Raw genomic sequence first — 19,236 nt, forward strand, 5'->3', positions numbered from 1 at the left:
CCGCCTCTGCCACTTTGCTTCTGTTGGCAGGATGCCACACAATGCGATACACGCCCCCGGAAACTCCAATGCCTGCGAACACGGTGCTCCTGAGCTCGATGATGCGGCAGTTGACCACCGAGCATCCGCAGCTCGTCGAACAGCTCGTCGCGCAGATCAATGAGGGCGGCAAGAAGGGCCCGGCTTATCTGACTCCAAAGCTCGCCGACGAGCTTCGCAAACGCATTCTGGGCCGCGACTGGAGCGGGCTTGACCGCTTCCCCGGCTGGACGATGCGGGAGGTCAACCCCACCGTAGTCGTCGTCAGCCACTTTGCCGGCAAGAGCGAAAAGCTCGAAGGCCTGAGCGCCGTCCACCCGGGCTCGGCTCCGCCCCAGCTCTCGCAGGACCAGGAGCGCCAGTTCATTGATCTCGGCCCCTACATGCTCGGTCGCGGGCATCAGGTTTCGCTCGACGCCTCCTCTACTCTCTCCGGCTTCACCATCGACGGCCTCGTCAGCGACCTCGGCGCAGGCGTCGTGCGTGGCGACGGCCCCAACCATCTGGCCCCGGAGCACGCCGAGTCGCAGAGGCTCGCCGATGTGCTCAACCGCCTTGCGCTCAACGGCTTTGAAGGAGCGCGTTCGTTCTCCGCCGCGCTCAACGACGGCAAGTTGGCCGCTACCTCACCCGAGCAGTTGATGGAAGCGTTGCAGCAGAGTGGCCACACGGTCACCGTCATCGACGCACGCTACTTCGCCAACTTCGGTCACTTCCACTTCCGCGGCAACGACGTGATGATGCCCTTCTGGGTGAACACGCAGATCGCCGTGCCGGGCACCGGTGGACTGCTGCAAAAGCCCCGCCCTCTGCTCATCCCTGTTTCGCACGCAGAGTATGAGTGGCAGGTGCGCGGCCCAAAGATCAACGCCGACATCAGCTACTACTTCGGTATCGACGGCAAGAGCGAGTGGCGCACCATGGACACGCTGGACCAGCAGTGGGTGCTCAAACGCGCCGCGCACACATACACCGGCGCGCAGGCTGTTGAGGTCACGCGCCTCGCGGGCCTTCTCACCGTGGCCTACATGCGCCAGCACGCGCAGCGCCCCACGCTGCCCTTCGGTGGCTACTACGCTCTCGGCGTCTGCCAGGATGGCGTCTCCGCGATCGAGCAGAAGATGACCGGGTCCGTCACGCTCTTCCCCAACACCGCTGACGCTTCGCTCTTCGACGACCCGCAGGACGCCGAAGTCAACGCCATGATGGCAGCCATCCCCAAGGACCGGGCCGGTGCTCTGCCCCAACCAGAGCGCATCTTCGGCTCTCTGCCAACCGCAGACTTCAGCAAGATCACGATCCCCGGTCTGGCCGACGATCTCCGCCTCACGCATGACGCCTGGCAGCGCGGCGAGCTTCGCCGCACCCACGGCTGGCTCTACTACACGGCCATCTATGCAGGCATCGCAGCCGCGGCGGGTGTTGGTTTGGCCTTGCTCGCTCGCTCGCGCCGCAAACGCTAAAGGCTGTGGCCACTTCCCGCCACAGCCTCCTTCCGTGTGCGCTTGACAGCTTCGCCCAGCCACAACGATCACTAACCGACAACCGACAACCGACAACCGACAACCGACAACCGACAACCGACAACCGACAACCGACAACCGACAACCGACAACCGACAACCGACAACACCTCCAAAACACAACAAGCCTCACAAAGATGCAACGCGACCTCCCTCGTCGCACTCCTACGTTGTCGGGAGGGTTCATCCAATGGCAACCAAGAAGGCGGCAACGAAGAGGGCCGCAAAGAAATCCGTGACGAAAAAAGCCGCGAAGAAGTCGACGGCAAAGAAAGCGACTGCGAAAAAAACCACCACGGCCCGCAAGGCCGCGCCAAAGAAAGCTGCGAAAAAAACCACCGCGCGCAAATACAGCACGGCCGCCAGCAAGAACGTCGAGACGGAGATGCGCGAGTTCAACCGCGGAACATTGAAGAGCGGCTCCGGCAAGAAGGTAACGAGCCGCAAGCAGGCAATCGCAATCGGCCTGAGCGAAGCCCGCAAAGCGGGGAAGAAAGTACCACCCGCGCCAAGAAAGAAGTAGCCACCAATGCGAACGACGCGACCAGATGGCCGCGTCGTTCGTTGTAGAGAGCAGAGGAAAGCTTACTGGTCGTCGGCCGAATCGTCGGCCTGCGCACGCGCCGCACGACGAACCGCTGCCGTCTCCATCTGCGGTGCCCGGTGCTTGGGGGCGCTGTAGTACGAGCGATAGACGCTGACGTGGAAGCACGCCTGCTGGAACTCTTCCTCGACATCGATCTTGCCGGCCTGCATCAACGGCAGCAGATACGCACGCATCCAGGCCAGTTGCGCTTTGCTCATGCCGCGCTTGCCAAAGTCGATCGCCTGCCCCGTCAGATGTGGCGAAGCCGTATCGCCTTCCACGGAAGCTGCGTTGCCGTTGGTATGTTGCAGGCGAAGCTGGTAGCTGATCGTGCGGACAGCCGAGTTCACCTGCAGGCCTACGCCGAAGCGCGACTCATAGGCCTTCGCGGTCTCCACCGCAAAGCGGACCGTCCAGGGCCGCGCATACCGGCGGTGTACGGGCAGATCGTCGTTGACGTGCAGCGACTCTGTTTCGGGCAGACGAACGAGTTTGTGCGTAGCGATTGCGTCATCCAAATCGTCATCATTGCGCAGACGCTCCAAACCAGCGGCGTCGGCCATCTCGTTCTGGTGCACCAGAATCTCATGCGAGCCCTTCAACGGAGCCGGCATGATCAGTCGTCCACCCCGCGTGTAAAGCGCAGGCATCACCTGCGGCTTCACCACCTCGTCGGTGATCACGGCCGTCTCTTCTGCCGTGGGAACCGGGGCAGGTTCCGGCGCAGGAGAATCCTTCACCAGCGGATCATTATGGTGCTTCGCCATGGTGCGCGCCAGCGTGCGGTGCTTCGGAGCGGCCGCACCCTCTGCGCCAAACCCATCGACGCGTGAAGCTTCTGAAAGCACTGCAGGCTCTGGCTTCGCCGCAGCCGGAGACGCCGAAACCTGCGCGTTCGCCGCAACGGTCCGCCTTGCAGGCGCGGGCTTCACCACCACAACGCTCTGCGCGGCTGTGTCGGTCGGCTGTGTCTCATCCATCTCATCCGGATGCGACTCGCCCTGCGCGTAGGCGGTTGTCGTGGAACCCTTCGTGGTGGGGGAGCCTTTGATAGCGCGAATGAAATCGTCTGTCGTGAGCTTGCGTGTCGGGGCCTTCTCTGCAGTCGCAGCTTCAGCGACTTCGGTCTTCGCTGCCGCGTGATGCGTCTCCGGTCTGCCGCTTTCCTTGCTGTGCGAAGTCGAAGCGACCTCTTCGTGGCGCTCGGAGCTGTGGCGTCCACGCGTCGGAACTTCATGGCGGCTCTTGGAAGGCTTTGCGTCGGCCACTTCGCGCTGCGCGCTGGCCTTGCTTTTGCGTCCACCGTGAGCCCGCTTCATCTCGACCGGATCATCGACTTGCTCTTCGTGCGAGTGATGTTTGGACTTTGACTTGGCGCGGGCCTGCTCGGCAGGTTTGTGTGCTGTCTTCTTTTCGGTCCTGGAGGAGGAGACGCGGCCCTTGGTCGTGCTCTTGCTGGCATGTTTCCGGCCATGCGCACGCGACGGCGAAGGCTCCTGCTCCTGTGCAACGGAGCGGGTATGTGGGCGGCTGGAGCGCGACATCGCCAGAACGGCAGGGGGCCCGAGCAGCCACACCAGCAGCAGCGCAACGGAAACGGCGGCGGAAGCTCGCAGCGCAACAGGGCGCGTCGTCTTCCCGGCGTTCTGAACAGCTCGCTTGGGCAGATGCATTGTCTTAATTTTCAAGGCGGCCGCGAAGGCTCACCAGAGCTTTTTCAGGCTATCGCCGCTTATCTCCCCGCGATAGTACCGATTCGGGTTCGTCGCCCCATTTGGGGAGCAGAGGTCGCTTAGGTTTTCACCGCATCGAACAGTTGTTCGCGCGCGCATCCTCTTCGTCCCAAATTGTCGCTCGAAGAAGCAAACCTTCTTCCCCAGAGAAGGCTTCCGAAAAACAAAGGCCGCTCTCGAAAGAAGAGCGGCCTTCATGCAATCTGTTGCGCCGTTGCCGTTACTCGCTCGGCATCATCGCGCCAGCCTTCACCCACGCGGTCACGGTGGCGATATCGGCGTCTGAGATCTTGCTCTTGGGAGGCATCGGCATGGGGTCATCGGCCGGGCCTTCGTGGCGAATCAGTTTGATGATCATGGAGTTCACGTCCCCTGGAATCAGCACGGCACCGTCCTTGCCACCCTTCATCAGGCCAGCTTTGGTGTCCACGGAAAGCCCGCCGCGATGGTTCATCCCCGAGTGGCACTTGTAGCAGTTCGCCACAAGGATTGGCTTAACCTGTTGCGTGTAGAACTCCGGCGTGGCGGGATTCACCTGCGCAGCGACGGGTGTGGGCTGCGAGGCCGCAAGAACGGCAGCAGCAGTGGTGGCGGCGACAGCAACGATGGCGAAGAGCGAGCGATGCATTTTGCGGCAAGTCTCCCTGGTGGATGAAACGTTCTGTGAGCCCAAAAGTTTTGCGGTGTTCTTCGGAGAATAGCCTGAGACGCGCCGCTTGTCATGTATCTTGCCGCGATGAACACCGTTTGTCGCTACTGCGGCAGCAACGTTACGAGAAAAGCGTGTTCTTCCGCGGCATCTCAAGCCCCAGATGCTCATACGCCAGCCGCGTCGCCACGCGTCCGCGCGGCGTGCGGTCCAGAAACCCGATCTGGATCAGGAACGGCTCGTAAACCTCTTCCAGCGCGTCCTGCTCTTCGGCCAGCGCGGCGGCAAGCGTGTTCAGACCCACCGGGCCACCGTCGTACTTTTCGATGATCGTGCGCAGCAGCCGGCGATCCAACTCATCAAAGCCATGCGAATCGACCTCAAGCATGTTCAGCGCGGCCACAGCCGTCGCGCGGTCAATGTGCCCGCTCGCCTTCACCTCGGCGTAATCGCGCACGCGCCGCAGCAAGCGGTTGGCGATACGCGGTGTCCCGCGCGAACGCATCGCAATCTCCGCCGCACCGTCCGTATCGATCGGCACGCCGAGCACCTCGGCCGAACGCTCCACGATGAACCGCAACTCGTCGTCGGTGTAGAACTCCAGCCGCAGCAGAATGCCGAAGCGCGAGCGCAGCGGCGAACTCAGCAGGCCGGGCCGCGTCGTCGCCGCCACAAACGTAAACGGACGAATCTCCAGCGTATGCGTACGCGCCGACGGCCCCTGCCCGATGATGATGTCCATCTGGTAGTCCTCGAGCGCCGTGTAGAGCTTCTCCTCCAGCACCGGTTGCAGGCGGTGGATCTCGTCCAGAAACAACACCTGCCGTTCGCGCAGGTTCGTCAGAATCGCCGTCAGGTCACCCTGAATCTGTAGCGCCGGACCGGAGGTCTGCTGGTACGCCACATCCAGTTCGTTCGCGATAATCGTCGCCAGCGTCGTCTTGCCCAGCCCCGGAGGCCCGAAGAGCAGCACATGGTCCAGCGCCTCGCCACGCGCTCTCGCCGCCGCCAGCGCAATCGCCAGTTGCTCCTTGGCCTTCGACTGCCCGATAAACTCCGCCAACCGTTTCGGCCGCAGCTTCAGCTCGACAGCGTCTTCGTCATCGCTCTGCCGCCCTGCGGAAACAAGGCGTTCCGCCGCCGCCTGCGCGCCGCCACCGTTCAGGTCGAGCGCCTTCTTTTTGCCTGCGAAGGGAGAGTTCGGATTGAAGCCGGATGCCATGGTCTTAAGGCGAGCATACGGCGAAGAGAGGTCGAATACAAATGTTCGCGATCTTTCCGCCTCATCTGCCGAATCCAGAGGTGCGACACTGGTCTGGCTGCGATGCGGACCTACCTCTACAAGCTGACGTCAGACCGCGGCGGAGCGCCCTGTGCGCCGCCGCCTCAGGATGGCGAAGAGCCTCTCCTCTCGCTCTCCATCTGCAAACCGGCTATTCGCCGCACGGCCGAACCCGGCGACCGCATCCTCGGCATCACCAGCCAGGCGCTCCACGCGAATGAAGGCTATCCGTTGCTGGCGGTCCTCTACGCCGCCGTCGTCGACCGCGCCCTCGAACCCCGCGAGTACTACGCCACTGGCTCGCAGTTCACCACGCGGCCGGACTGCATCTACGAGTTCCACCAGCAGAACGCCCGGCTCGCCCACTCAGGCAGAACACCGTTGCACAACGACCCGGCGTACCTCGCGCGCGACATCGGCAGTTACCCGTACTACAAGAACGCCCGCACGCTGCTGAGTTACGACTTCCGCTACTTCGGCTCGGCAGCCATCGTCATCCCGGCGCGCCTGCCGCTGCTGCGCCACGCCGCCGACTCTCTTGGGCAAGGCCATCGCGTCTACGACCAAAGCTCTCCTGAGGCGAAAGAACTCGACGCTCTCTTTCGTCTGCTCTGGAAGCAGCCCACCCGCCACACCCCGGCGACCGTGGAGCACGAAGCCCCGGGCCACACCCCCAGGCCCGGCAAGCGCAAAACCGTCGCGCTCTGAGCCGCCAAAGCAACACCGTAGGAGCTCAACCCAGCCCGTTCCGAAAGAACTATCTCTCAGCCGTCGCGTCGAGCACCAACCTCTCAGAGCTTCTCCCCTCAGATTCCCTCAAAGAGATCGGCCTCCACCAGGCTCAAACTCCGCCACCGGCCCACCGAATGAGCCTCTGCCGTCGTTCCTCCGGGGGTAGAGGTGGCCTTCAGGCCACCATCCGCGCAGGCCTCCTGAAGCGGGGCTTCAGCCCCGGCATCGGCCACAAATCCCAAAACCCCACCACTCCCTGCCAGACCAGATATCCTAGAAAGCGAACGAAGTAGTCGAAGGAACCAATCATGCCGCTTTATGAATACGAGTGCGAGAGCTGCCATCAGCGTCTGGAGAAGATCCAGAAGTTTTCTGACGAACCGCTAACCGAGTGCCCCAAGTGTGGCGGCCATCTGGAGAAGGTGCTGAACGCGCCTGCTGTGCAGTTTGCCGGAGGCGGCTGGTACAAGGACCTCTACTCGTCCACCAAGAAGCCTTCTTCCGGCGGTTCCTCCTCCAGCACTTCGAGCGAGTCTTCTTCCTCCAGCGCCAGTCCCAGCGCTCCGGCGGCACCCGCTTCCACCCCCGAAAAATCGTAGGAAGCACGAGCCAAGCAGATAACTCAAATCAAACAACGGAAGGGACCAGAGGATCACCTCTGGTCCCTTCCGTTTATCTAAACCCTGTTCCCTAAACCCTCAGCTAAATGCCGACGCCGAACTCTACATCCTGCATCTGGTCGCCCGAGTGGGCGTAGAAGTCATACGGTGTGCGGCGGTTGAACTTGTAGCGGTCGCGCAGTTCGCGGCCTACGACCAGGCCCAGGGCCACAACTGTGACGCCTGCAGTGGCATACCCAATGTTGCGCAGCACATGGCTCTCACGCTTATGGCCGAGCGCTTCTTCCATTGTGTCGCCGATCTCGCGGAACTTCTTCTTCAACTTCATGACGTGCATCATAGCTCAACCTGTTGAGAGTTGCTTGAATCCGAAGAGGTTGTGCGGGCCCAAAAGGAACCGGACTCGCCAACAATGATCTCAGGCCGCAGACGCCTTGCCTTTTACCGCGCGCGGCGAAGCCTGCAGCAGGCGGATCAGGTCCTCCACGGTCGTCAGCGGAGTCTGCAAAAGGCCGGGGTGACGCTCGCGTCCCAGCGCCTCTGTTAAATCACGCACCGTCTGCTCCACGTCATCGTGGCCCAGGCCCAGGTCTTCATCAAGCATATCGGTGGGCAGAATCGGAAAACCGACGTTCTGCACCTGTTGCAGGTAGCGAAACGTGGACGCCGAAAGCGTCTGGTCAAAGCCATACTGTGCCAGGAATTCGGCAAACGTGTGGTCGGTGACGCCCTCGCGCTGTTTGGCGAGCGTCTGGATTCGCTTTCGAGAGGAAAGCTTAAGCGCAACGTAGGTGAAGAGCACGATGGCCGCAATAATCGCGATGGGCCAAGCCTGCTGATTCAACCAGATCGAAAGATCGGTTGGAGTAACCATAGGAAAACCACCTCAAAGGGGCAAACTACAACTGTGGGCCCGGATGGGGGATAATCCATCGCGAATAACTCAGTAGGGACCGTTCCCGTGCTTCTCGCGTACTTTTGTATGGGATGCGTCTTTTGGGACAGACGCGGTACTCTGAGAAGGACGTAGAAGAAGTATGGACAATCTCAGGCAACGAGTCCACATTTTTCTCATCTAAATTCAGATACTTACATGGTTACTTCCGTTACAGTGCCGGGGTATTACGAGACACCAGTCTCTCTGGAACGCCCTCTGCGAGATGGGTTGGGCCGTGCGATCACCGATCTGCGCCTCTCCGTCACGGACCGTTGTAACTATCGTTGCGTCTACTGCCGTACCGGCGAGACGGGTGCTCTCTACAGCGAGCTCAGTCTTGAAACGTACCTGCACATGGTGCGTCTGTTCGTTGATCTCGGCATCGAAAAGGTGCGTTTCACCGGTGGCGAACCATTGATGCGCCGAGGGTTAACCGATCTCATCGCCCAGGTCGCCAAGCTGCGGCCCACTTTCCGTCCCGACCAGCCACTCGACCTCGCCCTCACCACCAACGGACACATGCTCGCCCCTATGGCGAAGGAACTCAAGGCTGCCGGCCTCACCCGCGTCACCGTCTCCATGGACGCCGTGGAGCCCGATGCCTTCGCCCGCATCACCCGAGTCTCCGACGGCTTTGACAAGGTCCGCGCTGGCATTCGCGCCGCGCAGGACGCAGGCTTCACCGACGTCAAGGTCAACTGCGTGCTCCTCCGCGGCTTCAACGACGACCAGATCGAAGGCTTCGCCGAGTTCTCTCGCCGCGAAGGCGTCATCGTTCGCTTCATCGAGTTCATGCCTCTCGAAGAAGCCGACGACCAGTTGAACAGTGGCCGCCGCTGGTCCCCCGACGTCGTCGTCACCCACGACGAGATCGTCGCTCGACTTGAGAAGGTGCAGCCTCTGCGCGCCTTGCCTGCAAACCACCTCGCCGAAACCGCTCGTCGTTACACCTTTGCCGACGGCGTCGGCGAAATCGGCATCATCGCTCCGGTTTCGCGGCCCTTCTGCGGGCACTGCTCGCGCGTACGACTTACGTCGGATGGCAAGTTGAGAACCTGCCTCTTCTCTCAAAGTGAGCACGACCTCGCCGGGCGGATCGTTCGTGGAACTACGGACGAGGATTTGCGTATATGGATACGTCAGATCGTCGATAAGAAAGAGGCTCGGCACCACATCGGGGAACCTGGTTTTCTTAAACCTGGCCGTGCCATGGTTCATATAGGCGGCTGATTGCCTGTTTTTTGCATCACACTACAAAGCAAAGCGAACAGTTGCACAAGAAAACATGATGCAACGCAAACTTTTGCTTCTTTTATCGATATCCTGAAAATACTGCTGCGCACCATTGAAAACGTCCGTCTGGCGTATTGCACGTAATGAAACTCAGCTCTATTCGCGGACCGCGGCTCTTCGGGGGTCGAAAGCAGAACAAACCTGCGTTTGCCCCACCGCGTTTTGACGATCTTCAGATTTTTCACGACGTCGCCCGCGCCCTGACCTCCAACCTGGAGTTGGAACCCCTTCTCCGCGAAATCCTCGGTCTTATGGAGCGTTTCTTCGGCCCTGAGCAGTGGTCCCTGCTCATGGTGGACGAGGAAAAGAACAACGAGCTCTACTACGCGCTCTCCTCGGGCCTCGACACCGACGTCCTCGCCGACCTCCGCATCCAGCAGGGCGAAGGTATTGCAGGCTGGGTCGCCCAGACCGGCAACCCGCTCGTCATCCCCAACATCGAGGACGACCCCGATTGGCGCGACTTCTCGCGCGAGCATCCTGAACTGAACCTGCACTCCATCGCCGCCCTGCCCATCCGGCATAGCAAGCGCACGCTCGGCGTGCTCATGCTGCACAACTCCAAGCTGGACCTCCTGCCAGACAACGCCGTCAGCTTCCTGCGCGTGCTCTGTGACTACACCGCGATCGCGCTCGAAAACGCTCGCCAGGTCAAACTCGTCCAGCACCTCTCCATCACCGACGACTGCACCGGCCTCTTCAACTCGCGCTACCTCTACACCATGCTTGAGGGCGAGATCGCCACGCTGAACGACCCGCAGGTCTTCTCCATCCGCCCGAACTTCTCGCTGGTCTTCTTCGATCTCGACCACTTCAAGAGCGTGAACGACTCCAACGGCCATCTGGTCGGCTCACGTCTGCTGGCGGAGATTGGCAGTCTCGTGAAGCGCACCATCGGCCCCGACCACGCTGCCTTCCGCTACGGCGGCGACGAGTTCGTCGTTCTGCTGCGCGGGCTCAACAAGGTCGACGCCACCGACCTGGTGAAGCATCTTCGCGAGACGCTGATCGCGGCAGAGTTCCTCACTGGCGAGGGCATGGCCCTGCAGATCAAGGCGAGCTTCGGCCTCGCCACCTTCCCCGAAGACGGCAAGGACCTCTACAACATCATCCGCGCTTCAGACACCATGATGTACAAGGCCAAGGCTGACGGCCGGGACTGCATCGCTGTAGCCGACCCCGACGCTCCTCAGAAGTTCGTAGCTCCAAGAACCTCCCGCCACGAATCCAGCGGCCACCGCTAAGCCCCCACTTCGCCGAAGCACCGCACTTCTCCGCCCCTACGACTTCTCCGCAGGCACTACCTTCAGAATCCCCGCCGAACCAAGCGCCAACGGCGCGACCTACAACAGCCTGGGGCGTAGCCCTGGGAACAGATCCCCCAAAGAACAGAGGGCTGAAGGCCCGGCATAACCGCACCACCTACCGCCGTTCGAGCGTAGGAGCCTTCTTCGGCTGCGGCAGAATCGCCTCGCTGTTCTCCGCCGCCTCCGGGTGTACCCCAAAATCCCAGACATCGGCGTTGACGTATCGCCCATCGAGCACTTCGACCAACGTGTACTCGCCCGGCAACAACGGCCCGGCAAGCGTCAGCTTCAGCCAGTACCCGCCGTCCAGCGTCTCATGCTTCAGCTCGATCACGTCCCGCTGTGGCTTCCCCGTCCCAAGCTCCGCAATGCGAAACGAACTGATCCGCCGCTGCCCTTTGCGCACGTCTACACGCTCCAGCACATAGCTGCTGCTCGTCGGTGAGCCCGAAGGCGTTACGCGCCCCGTCTGCCCACTCGTATCGACCACCATCCCCGAACCCGACCCCTCATCGCCTACAGGCTTGTCCAGACGCACAAAAAACGTCGGCTGCGTGGCATGAAGCTGCACATCGGCCTTCTCACCTGCGATGTCCGTCAACCGGTGCGGGCTCGACGCCGGATTGACCTCCGTCTTCAGCGTGTCGTGCCCGGTCTCTGCGTTCAGGTCGCCACCCTGCTGCGGCATCGGCACGAGCTCTGGCCTGCCCTGAAAGCTGTCCAGCGCCACCACGCTGATGTCGTCCGGCAGATGCAGGTCCGGGGCCACCTCCGCGACCTGCGCCGCGCGGTCCGCCTCCATCCGCGCCAGATCTGCGCTGATCACCGGCTTTTGCGAGCCGTTGGCGTGCTCCTGCTTCCACCGCCGCGTCGCTGCCAGGTCCACCAGCTTCAGGGGAATCTCCTCCGCCTCGCCATTGCGCTCGGCAGAGTGAAACCGCACGACGCTGCCAAACACCTCATAATCCAGCACCGTCTGGTAGCTTCCATCGCGCAGAATCAGCCGCTCGCGTTGCTGCTGCGCCCACAGCGGAGCACCCACGGCCAGCGCGACAACAAGCGCGGCAACGCATCCCGACCTGGCAAACCGTAGAAACATAGCTGGAGTTTAGACGCGGGCAACCGCCCTCAGGATGGAGCTTCACGCAAAAGAAGAACGCAGAGCCTGCAGGGAGCGTTGCTCTCTGCGGACTCTGCGTTGCGGGTCTCTGTTGTGGTGTTTAGAACGTCTGTTCCCTGAGCCACTCGCGCAGCTTCGGGCCAAGGTCCTCACGCTTCAGCGCAAACTCTACCGTCGCCTTCAGGAAGCCGAGTTTATCGCCCGCGTCATGCCGCTTGCCTTCGTAGCTGAAGCCGTAGACCTTTTCATGCTGCAGCAGCGCCTTGATGCCGTCCGTGAGTTGCAGCTCGCCACCCGCTCCGGGCGTAATTGTCTCGAGCATCTCGAAGATGCGCGGCGTCAGCACATAGCGGCCGATGATCGCGTTCTGCGAGGGCTGCGTACCGGGCTTCGGCTTCTCCACCATGTCCTTCACGGCCAGCAGGCGCGGATCGCGCGCATCGGGGGTGCAGTCCAGGCAGCCATACGCCGAAATCGCATCGCCTTCGACAACTTCCGAACCCAGGATCGAAGCCTGCGTCTGTTCAAACGCTTCGACCATCTGCTTCATGCAGCCAGCCTTGGAGTCCACAATATCGTCCGGCAGAATCACCGCGAACGGCTCATTGCCAACGATCTCTTTCGCCTGCAGCACCGCATGGCCCAGACCCAGCGGATCGATCTGACGAACCGTGATGATCTTTGCCAGCTTGCTCACCGAGCGCGCGATCTCCAGCAGCGCCGTCTTTTGCTTGGCTTCCAGCGACGCTTCCAGCTCCGCGTTCTTATCGAAGTGGTCTTCCATGATCGACTTGCCACGGCTCGTGACAAAGATGATCTCCGTGCAGCCAGCGGCGACAGCTTCTTCCACGCCGTACTGGATCAGAGGTTTATCGACGAGCGGGAGCATCTCCTTCGGCATCGCCTTGGTGGCGGGAAGGAAGCGCGTGCCCATACCTGCGGCTGGGAAGACGGCTTTGCGAACCTTGATCGACATCTTGGTGTCAGAACTCCATGACAGTGTAGTGTTAGCCAATCGTAACCTAAGGTAATGTGACCTGGTGATCACGCGAAGGTGGGATGAAGTTTCCATCAACACCTTCGCGCACCTTGTAAGGCTTTGACGCTAAGAGTTATAGCACCGGCGAGCCATCATGCAACATGGCCTGCCGTGCAATCTTAATCGGCACCATTCCCTGCAGCATGAGCTGGTCATGGAACTTCTCCAGTGAGAACGCCGCACCCTGCTTCTTGCGAACATCCTCGCGTAGCTTCATGATCTCCAGCTTGCCCAGCGTGTAATAGAGATACAGCGCATCTGACGTGCCACGCTTCGTCTCCACCTCGGCGATCGGCCGCGACTGGTAGCCCTCCTTCACGAAGAACTCCACCGCCTGCCCTGTCGTCATGGGTCCGCCCACGCCTGTGTGCAGGCGGATCGCAACGACAAAGCGAGCATCGCGCAGCAACGCATCCTGCAACTGGCCCAGGCGAATCAGCTTCGCATCGCGCGGCGTCTTCGCCACGGACTCGCCATAACCTTCGTCCAGCATCATCTGCTCGCAGTAGTGCGCCCAGCCCTCTACATTCGTATTCGCCATCACAATCTTGCGGATGCGCGAAGGAAACTGCTTCTGCCACAGGAACTGCACGTAGTGGCCGGGGAACGCCTCGTGCACACTGGTGGATACGATGGTGCCTTCGTTGAAGGCGGCCATGTACTCATCCTGCTTGGCCTTCGGCCAGCGCGGGTCCGGCAGCGTTACGTTGAAGTACGCCTTGTCCGTCCCGGTCTCAAACGCACCTGGAGGGTCCATGGAAGCCTGCGTCGTCGCGCGCATAAACGGCGGCGTCTCTTCCAGCACCGGCTGCGTGTTGGCGGGCAGCGTAATGATGTGGTGGCTGCGAATAAAGCTCTGCAACGAGTCGAACGTCAGCCCGAAGCTCGCGATCAGGTCCTTCGGTGCCGGATGGATCGTCGCCAGCTCAGCCAGCTCCTGCTCCGGAGTCTTCGTCGGGTCAATCTGCTTGGCCACACGCGCAAACTCGGCCTGGTTCTTATGCAGATCAGCCAGCCCGATCTCCAGCAGCTTGCCGAGCGGCGTGTCCACCATCTCCTGCGACGCCAGCATCCTGGAGTACGTCTCCGCACCCCACTTATAGTCGCCGTTGGAGCGTGCCAGCAGATCGTCCTTCATCCACACGCCATAGCTCTTCAGCGCTTCGACCACGGCAGCGTTGCTCTTGGCAAACTCCGCCTGCGCGGCCTTGTCCGTCGCGTCCTTGAACGCTGCAGGCACATCGTTTTCAAAGAAGCTCACATCGCCGTCAATCTGCTGAAGCGCGATCTCCGTGTAGATGTGCGGCGGGTTCTTCAGGTTCTTTCGCGCCTCGGCCAGCGCCTCTGGAATCTGCTTCTCACGAGCCACCGCTGAGCGCAGCCGCGTATTCGCCGGTGCAAACGGCCGCTCCATCAGCATGAAGATGCTGTTGGTCACACCGCTGGAGTAGTTGTCCGGGTTCTTCTCCCACCCGCGAACCGCATCCATCTGCAGGATCTGTGTGCGAATGTAATTCAGCAGCAACTCGCGGTCAGCCCGTGGCCCGGCGTCGAGACCATCGGCCGGGATGGCCGCAATCTTCTTCTCCCACTCCTGCAGGGCGACAACGTTGCTCTTCTCCTCGGCTGCAGAGAAGTTTTCCAGCTTCTCGTCATACTGATGCAGGCCAAGCGCCGTTCCCATGCTGGGGTTATGCGGAAACCAGAACTCATCAAAGAACTGGTCGGAGAGCCGCTGAAGTGTCTGCCCTGCGCCATCGGCAGAGAGGCTTTGCGCATGTGCGATGGGGGCGAAAAGTGCGGAGGAGAGCAGCAGGGCTGCGGCAAGCTGACGCTTCATGCCGCCATTCTACGAGCAGAGATGGCTGTGGAGCGGAACTTCTCACCCTGAACCTAGCGATGATCGACGTGCACCCGCATCTCCATGCGGAACTGCACGGGCTTGCCCTCGCGCATCGCCGGATGAAACTGTGAGCTGCCGATGATCTCTTTGGCACACGGCTTCAGCGAGTCGCTGTCCGCGCTGGTGGTATGAATCTCCGCAGCCTTCCCGGAGGCATCCACCAGGAACGCAAGGTTCACATCGCCGGACGCATCCGAGAGCTTGCTGCTCGAACAGCTTCCCATCGAAATGAGCGAAGGTGCCTGCGTAGCGCTTTGCGCCTGCGCGACTCCACCGGGAAGCGTTGTGAAGGCTGCTGCTGCGACGATAAGGAGGCCCAAGCGTGTCATGCGGCAAGTCTACGCCGTTAGCCGCTCCCTGTCTGGCGGCTGATGATCGGCAACACCGATGGAAGCCGTCTGCGCAACGCTGCCACTCAGCGATCCGACACCACCCAGGCACGGCCCTAAGCGCCAACGGCGCGACCCATAACAGCCTGGGGCGTAGCCCTGGGAACCGGTGCGTCCAAATCCCAAGGGCTGAAGGCCCGACATAGAGATGTCGCCCCACGCCACCTATTGCGTCACAAACGCTAACCCTAAGCCGAAGGCGTCTCGCTCATCATCTGCAACAACTCCCGTGTCTCGCGCAAAACATCCTCTGCCTTGCCTGACGTCAGCGGCCACCGCAAAACACCTTGTGGCGTCAACTGCGCCCCTTGCTTGGCGTACTTCGCGACCAGCTTCATCAACAAGCCGACATGAATGCCCTTACCCGGCTCTAGCGGCGCGTTATGCAGTTTCTCGCTGAACGTCAGAAAGAGCATGTCGCGCATCGGCTTCATCACCGCCACGCCCAGCGGAGAGTTTGTCGCTCGTGTCGCCGTTGCATCGCGCACAGCCTTGGTCGCGTTTGACTCCGTACGGTTCAACGCAGCGCGTGAAGAGAAGTTCAGTGACGCCGTCTGCGGGGCCTGCCCATAGCGTCCTGCAAGCGGACGTGCTGGCGGCGGTGTGCGCCACGAAGACCCAAACGCTGGCTTTGCCTGCACCGCGGGCTTCGCAGGAGCAGCCTTCTTCGGCTCTTCCAGCGCCACGCGCTTGCGCTCGACCTGCGCGATGTGAAGCCGTTCGCAGACCAGTCGAATCTCCGCCGCAGCCAGCAGGTTGAGCACGCTGTCGGCAGGTTTGCCGTAGCGGTCTTCCAGCTCTGCGCGAACGTCCGTCAGCGCCGCCTCATTCTCTGCCCCGGCGATGCGCTTGTACATGCGCAACCGCTGGTTCTCTTCCTCGATATAGCTCTCGTCGATCTTCACCGAGATGCCCAGGTTGATCGTGACCTGCGCACGCTCCTCGCGGCCATCGCCCTTCAGCTTCGATACCGCTTCTTCGAGCATCGTCGTGTACATCTCAAAGCCGATCGCTTCAATATGCCCGCTCTGCTCGCCGCCAAGCATGTTGCCCGCGCCGCGCAACTCAAGATCCAGCGCCGCAATCTTGAAGCCCGCACCAAGGTCGGAGAACTCCTTCAGCGCCGCGAGTCGACGACGTGCCACCTCCGTAAGCTGCTGCTCCGGCGGGATCAGCAGATACGAGTACGCTCGACGGTTCGACCGGCCGACACGTCCGCGAAGCTGGTACAGCTCACTCAGCCCGTGGCGATCAGCTCGGTTGATGATGATCGTGTTGGCCTTCGCAATGTCGAGACCGTTTTCGATGATGCTCGTCGCGCACAGAACGTCGTACTCGCCGTTCATGAAGGCGAGCATCACGCGTTCGAGTTCGGCTTCCGGCATCTGTCCGTGGCCGACGACGACCCGGGCCTGGGGCACCATTTCGCGAATCAGGGACGCCATCTCGTAAATCGTTTCAACTCGGTTGGAAACGAAGTAAGACTGCCCTCCGCGCTCCAGTTCCACTTCGATCGCCGTACGCACCAGTTTCTCGTCGAACTTCGCGACAATCGTCTGGATCGCCATGCGGTCTTTGGGCGGCGTTTCGATCACGCTCATGTCGCGCAGGCCGACCAGCGACATGTGCAGCGTGCGCGGGATCGGCGTGGCCGACATCGCCAAAGCATCGATGGATGCTGACATTTTCTTCAATCGCTCTTTGTGGCGAACACCGAAACGCTGCTCTTCGTCGACCACCAGCAGGCCCAGATCCTGGAAGCGAACCTCTTGTCCGAGCACCGCGTGAGTGCCGATCAGGATGTCCACCTTGCCCTCTGAAACGCGCTCGAGGATCTCTTTTTTCTCCTTCGCGGTACGGAAACGAGAGATCATTTCGACCACAATCGGGAAGTTCGCCATGCGCTTTTTGAAGCTTTCAAAGTGCTGGAAACAGAGCACGGTCGTCGGCGTAAGGACGGCGACCTGCTTGCCATCCTGCACGGCCTTGAACGCCGCCCGCATCGCAACTTCCGTCTTGCCATACCCCACATCGCCGCACAGCAACCGGTCCATCGGCTGCGTGGACTCCATATCCCGCTTGATGTCGGCGATCGCGTTGAGCTGGTCTTCGGTCTCGTTGTACGGGAACGCGTCTTCAAACTCGCGCACCATGTTGTTGTCCGGCGAGTACTGAAAGCCAACAGCGGCGCGGCGTTGCGCGTAAAGCTTCAGCAACTCTTCGGCCATATCTTCCATGGCCTTCTTGACGCGGGCCTTGGTCTTGGACCAGGCCGGGTTGCCAAGCCGATTGAGCTGCGGCGCGGGGCCTGACTCTGTCGACCGATACTTCTGAATGAGGTCGAGGCGCGTGAGCGGCACGTAGAGCTTCGCGTCGTCTGCGAAGTTCAGGATCATCAGCTCAAGCTGCGATCCATCCGGGTTCTCAAGCGCGCGCAGGCCCTCGTACTGAGCGATACCGTGCTCCACATGGACGACGTAGTCGCCGACGGCGAGGTCGCGGAAGTCGGAGACGAAGGCCGCGGTCTTGGAGCGGCGTGCAGGGCGTGCGTGGACGTCGGTGTCGTCGTTGAGATCGTTGGCGCCGACGATCACGAACTGGCGCGCGGTGGTGCGCTCCATGTCGAGCACCTGCACACCGTTGGAGAGCGCAGCGCGCACGATGATGGGCGTGCGCAGGTCCCCGGCGAGGTAGCTGGCCTCGGAGAAGACGTTGGTGTCCGCGCCCATGCCTTCGGAGCGCCAGCCGATGCGATAGCTGACGCCGTACTCCTGCAGCAGACCGGCCACGCGTTCGACTTCGCCCTGGTTGGGCGCGGCGATGAGGACGTGGGCCTGGTTGTCGTGCAGCTTCTTCAACTCGTCGATGAAGGCTGGGATGGAGCCGTGGAAGCGCATCGTCGGACGTGTGGCGAACTCGATCTCGCCGGCGTCGGAGCGGTCGGCTTCGAGCACATCGACAGCGCCAAGCTGATCGAGTTCGAGACCGCCGAAGCTGCGGATGCGATCGAAGAGATCCCATGGTGAAAGGTAGAGGTCTTCGGCTCGCACAAGAGAGCCGATGCCTGCACGTTCGTGACGCTGCTCGACTTTGTTCCACCAGCGCTCGCCCTGGTTTTCGACCATGGCGGGCTCTTCGACGAAGATGGCGGTCTTCGGCCCCATCAGCTCGAGCAGGGTGGAGTTGGCTCCGGCGACGGGTGCGTAGAACTCCCAGCCGGGGAAGATGGTGGCTTCGCGCACGTCGCCGCGCACGTGCTCCTGCAACTCCGCAGGCAGCTCGCCGCCTTCGATTTGCGCGGCTGCTGCTGTGCCGGACTTTGTCAGCCGCGCGTTGATGGCGCGGAGGAGGTCTTCGGTCGCCGGGGTTTCGGTGAGCGGCAACAGCGTAACGTGGTTGAGCTTGTCGGAGGAGCGCTGCGACTCGGGGTCGAAGCGGCGGATGGACTCGATCTCGTCCCCGAAGAAGTCGATGCGGACGGGTCGGTCCTGTTCGGGGCCGTAGACGTCGATGATGCCGCCACGCTGGGTGACCTGACCGGCCATCTCGACGACGTCGACGCGGGTGTAGCCGACGGAGACCAGGTGGTCGACGAGCATCTCGGGCACATGCTCTTCGCCGACGCGGAGTTCAAGCGCGAGCGCAGCGTAGTGGTCGCGGCCAAAAAGCCGCATGCAGACGGCTTCGAGCGGAGCGATGACGAGCTTTGCCGAACCGGTGGCGAGCTTCCAGAGAGCGGCTGCGCGCTGCTCCTGAATTTCGGTGTGTGGCGAGAGATTTTCGAAGGGCAGGACGTCGTGCGCGGGCAGTCGCAGAATCTCGTCGCGGTCGAGCACGCCGGTCAGCTCGCAGGCTGCGTTCACGGTGGCGTGGAGCACCTCGGCGGCTTTGTTGTCGGCGACGAGGAGAAGAACCGGGCGTTGTGCCGCACGGACGAAGTAGGGCAGGTAAAGCGCACGGGCTGTAGCGGTGAGCCCGGACACACGTCTGCGCCCCGTGCCGCCGAGATGTCGGCGTACACGCTCAAAGGGGTCGGTGCTTTCCAGCTCCGCCATGAGATCGCGGACGAAGGGGAGAATCATGCA

The 19,236-nt window shown here is 61.7% G+C and carries 17 protein-coding genes; 6 read left to right on the forward strand and 11 right to left on the reverse strand.

The features are described 5' to 3' along the window. Window positions 1–68: 68 nt before the first annotated feature. Window positions 69–1,502, forward strand: coding sequence for a hypothetical protein (locus PW792_16925; GenBank protein MDE1163610.1), 1,434 nt, complete (start codon window positions 69–71; stop codon window positions 1,500–1,502). Window positions 1,503–1,751: 249 nt separating this feature from the next. Then, window positions 1,752–2,084 (forward strand): DUF6496 domain-containing protein, encoded by a 333-nt coding sequence (locus tag PW792_16930; protein ID MDE1163611.1) that lies wholly within the window; start codon window positions 1,752–1,754, stop codon window positions 2,082–2,084. A gap of 62 nt (window positions 2,085–2,146) precedes the next feature. Here the strand turns inward: PW792_16930 and PW792_16935 are convergent, their stop codons facing one another. From PW792_16935 to ruvB, 3 genes are all read right to left on the reverse strand, one after another. Next, on the reverse strand, window positions 2,147–3,835 hold the full coding sequence (locus tag PW792_16935; GenBank protein ID MDE1163612.1) for a DUF5715 family protein: 1,689 nt from the start codon (window positions 3,833–3,835) through the stop codon (window positions 2,147–2,149). Between the two features lie 265 nt (window positions 3,836–4,100). After that, window positions 4,101–4,508: a cytochrome C gene (locus tag PW792_16940; GenBank protein MDE1163613.1), complete on the reverse strand. Its 408-nt coding sequence runs from the start codon at window positions 4,506–4,508 to the stop codon at window positions 4,101–4,103. A gap of 142 nt (window positions 4,509–4,650) precedes the next feature. Further along, window positions 4,651–5,751, reverse strand: coding sequence for a Holliday junction branch migration DNA helicase RuvB (gene ruvB, locus PW792_16945; GenBank protein ID MDE1163614.1), 1,101 nt, complete (start codon window positions 5,749–5,751; stop codon window positions 4,651–4,653). A gap of 102 nt (window positions 5,752–5,853) precedes the next feature. On the opposite strand from ruvB, the gene PW792_16950 reads away from it, so the two are divergent. Then, a complete protein-coding gene (locus tag PW792_16950; GenBank protein MDE1163615.1) occupies window positions 5,854–6,519 on the forward strand; it encodes a hypothetical protein in 666 nt (221 codons plus the stop codon). Window positions 6,520–6,617: 98 nt separating this feature from the next. On the opposite strand, the gene PW792_16955 is transcribed toward PW792_16950, so the two are convergent. Continuing rightward, complete coding sequence (locus PW792_16955; GenBank protein MDE1163616.1) at window positions 6,618–6,785, reverse strand: hypothetical protein; 168 nt, start codon at window positions 6,783–6,785, stop codon at window positions 6,618–6,620. A 66-nt stretch (window positions 6,786–6,851) separates the two neighbouring features. Here PW792_16955 and PW792_16960 point away from each other — a divergent pair, with 66 nt between their 5' ends. Further along, window positions 6,852–7,142, forward strand: a complete 291-nt coding sequence (locus PW792_16960) for a zinc ribbon domain-containing protein (protein MDE1163617.1) — start codon at window positions 6,852–6,854, stop codon at window positions 7,140–7,142. 103 nt (window positions 7,143–7,245) lie between these two features. Here PW792_16960 and PW792_16965 read toward each other — a convergent pair whose 3' ends face one another. Continuing rightward, entirely contained in the window at window positions 7,246–7,491 is a 246-nt protein-coding gene (locus PW792_16965) for a hypothetical protein (protein MDE1163618.1), read from the reverse strand. A gap of 90 nt (window positions 7,492–7,581) precedes the next feature. Continuing rightward, window positions 7,582–8,037 (reverse strand): hypothetical protein, encoded by a 456-nt coding sequence (locus tag PW792_16970; protein ID MDE1163619.1) that lies wholly within the window; start codon window positions 8,035–8,037, stop codon window positions 7,582–7,584. Between the two features lie 219 nt (window positions 8,038–8,256). On the opposite strand from PW792_16970, the gene moaA reads away from it, so the two are divergent. Both moaA and PW792_16980 read left to right on the forward strand, forming a co-directional pair. Beyond that, window positions 8,257–9,330 carry a GTP 3',8-cyclase MoaA gene (gene moaA, locus PW792_16975; protein MDE1163620.1) on the forward strand — a complete coding sequence of 358 codons (1,074 nt, stop codon included), beginning with the start codon at window positions 8,257–8,259 and terminating at the stop codon, window positions 9,328–9,330. Between the two features lie 146 nt (window positions 9,331–9,476). Then, window positions 9,477–10,637, forward strand: coding sequence for a sensor domain-containing diguanylate cyclase (locus tag PW792_16980; protein ID MDE1163621.1), 1,161 nt, complete (start codon window positions 9,477–9,479; stop codon window positions 10,635–10,637). Window positions 10,638–10,815: 178 nt separating this feature from the next. Here PW792_16980 and PW792_16985 read toward each other — a convergent pair whose 3' ends face one another. The 5 genes from PW792_16985 to mfd all read right to left on the reverse strand — a co-directional run bounded on the left by PW792_16985 (window position 10,816) and on the right by mfd (window position 19,233). Continuing rightward, window positions 10,816–11,799, reverse strand: a complete 984-nt coding sequence (locus tag PW792_16985; GenBank protein ID MDE1163622.1) for a hypothetical protein — start codon at window positions 11,797–11,799, stop codon at window positions 10,816–10,818. 121 nt (window positions 11,800–11,920) lie between these two features. After that, entirely contained in the window at window positions 11,921–12,796 is an 876-nt protein-coding gene (galU, locus tag PW792_16990; GenBank protein ID MDE1163623.1) for a UTP--glucose-1-phosphate uridylyltransferase GalU, read from the reverse strand. Window positions 12,797–12,932: 136 nt separating this feature from the next. Further along, window positions 12,933–14,699, reverse strand: a complete 1,767-nt coding sequence (locus PW792_16995) for a DUF885 domain-containing protein (GenBank protein ID MDE1163624.1) — start codon at window positions 14,697–14,699, stop codon at window positions 12,933–12,935. A 53-nt stretch (window positions 14,700–14,752) separates the two neighbouring features. Next, entirely contained in the window at window positions 14,753–15,091 is a 339-nt protein-coding gene (locus tag PW792_17000; GenBank protein MDE1163625.1) for an energy transducer TonB, read from the reverse strand. Window positions 15,092–15,339: 248 nt separating this feature from the next. After that, window positions 15,340–19,233, reverse strand: a complete 3,894-nt coding sequence (gene mfd / locus PW792_17005) for a transcription-repair coupling factor (protein ID MDE1163626.1) — start codon at window positions 19,231–19,233, stop codon at window positions 15,340–15,342. Between the last annotated feature and the right edge of the window lie 3 nt (window positions 19,234–19,236).

Source organism: Acidobacteriaceae bacterium (genome assembly GCA_028283655.1).
GTDB lineage: Bacteria > Acidobacteriota > Terriglobia > Terriglobales > Acidobacteriaceae > Granulicella.

What these genes read in the sequence shown, in the direction of transcription:
- PW792_16925 (MDE1163610.1), top strand. Translation starts at nt 69, where the DNA reads ATGCCTGCGAACACGGTGCTCCTGAGCTCGATGATGCGGCAGTTGACC.
- PW792_16930 (MDE1163611.1), top strand. Translation starts at nt 1,752, where the DNA reads ATGGCAACCAAGAAGGCGGCAACGAAGAGGGCCGCAAAGAAATCCGTG.
- PW792_16940 (MDE1163613.1), bottom strand. Translation starts at nt 4,508, where the DNA reads ATGCATCGCTCGCTCTTCGCCATCGTTGCTGTCGCCGCCACCACTGCT.
- ruvB (MDE1163614.1), bottom strand. Translation starts at nt 5,751, where the DNA reads ATGGCATCCGGCTTCAATCCGAACTCTCCCTTCGCAGGCAAAAAGAAG.
- PW792_16950 (MDE1163615.1), top strand. Translation starts at nt 5,854, where the DNA reads ATGCGGACCTACCTCTACAAGCTGACGTCAGACCGCGGCGGAGCGCCC.
- PW792_16960 (MDE1163617.1), top strand. Translation starts at nt 6,852, where the DNA reads ATGCCGCTTTATGAATACGAGTGCGAGAGCTGCCATCAGCGTCTGGAG.
- PW792_16965 (MDE1163618.1), bottom strand. Translation starts at nt 7,491, where the DNA reads ATGAAGTTGAAGAAGAAGTTCCGCGAGATCGGCGACACAATGGAAGAA.
- PW792_16970 (MDE1163619.1), bottom strand. Translation starts at nt 8,037, where the DNA reads ATGGTTACTCCAACCGATCTTTCGATCTGGTTGAATCAGCAGGCTTGG.
- moaA (MDE1163620.1), top strand. Translation starts at nt 8,257, where the DNA reads ATGGTTACTTCCGTTACAGTGCCGGGGTATTACGAGACACCAGTCTCT.
- PW792_16980 (MDE1163621.1), top strand. Translation starts at nt 9,477, where the DNA reads ATGAAACTCAGCTCTATTCGCGGACCGCGGCTCTTCGGGGGTCGAAAG.
- PW792_16985 (MDE1163622.1), bottom strand. Translation starts at nt 11,799, where the DNA reads ATGTTTCTACGGTTTGCCAGGTCGGGATGCGTTGCCGCGCTTGTTGTC.
- galU (MDE1163623.1), bottom strand. Translation starts at nt 12,796, where the DNA reads ATGTCGATCAAGGTTCGCAAAGCCGTCTTCCCAGCCGCAGGTATGGGC.
- PW792_16995 (MDE1163624.1), bottom strand. Translation starts at nt 14,699, where the DNA reads ATGAAGCGTCAGCTTGCCGCAGCCCTGCTGCTCTCCTCCGCACTTTTC.
- PW792_17000 (MDE1163625.1), bottom strand. Translation starts at nt 15,091, where the DNA reads ATGACACGCTTGGGCCTCCTTATCGTCGCAGCAGCAGCCTTCACAACG.
- mfd (MDE1163626.1), bottom strand. Translation starts at nt 19,233, where the DNA reads ATGATTCTCCCCTTCGTCCGCGATCTCATGGCGGAGCTGGAAAGCACC.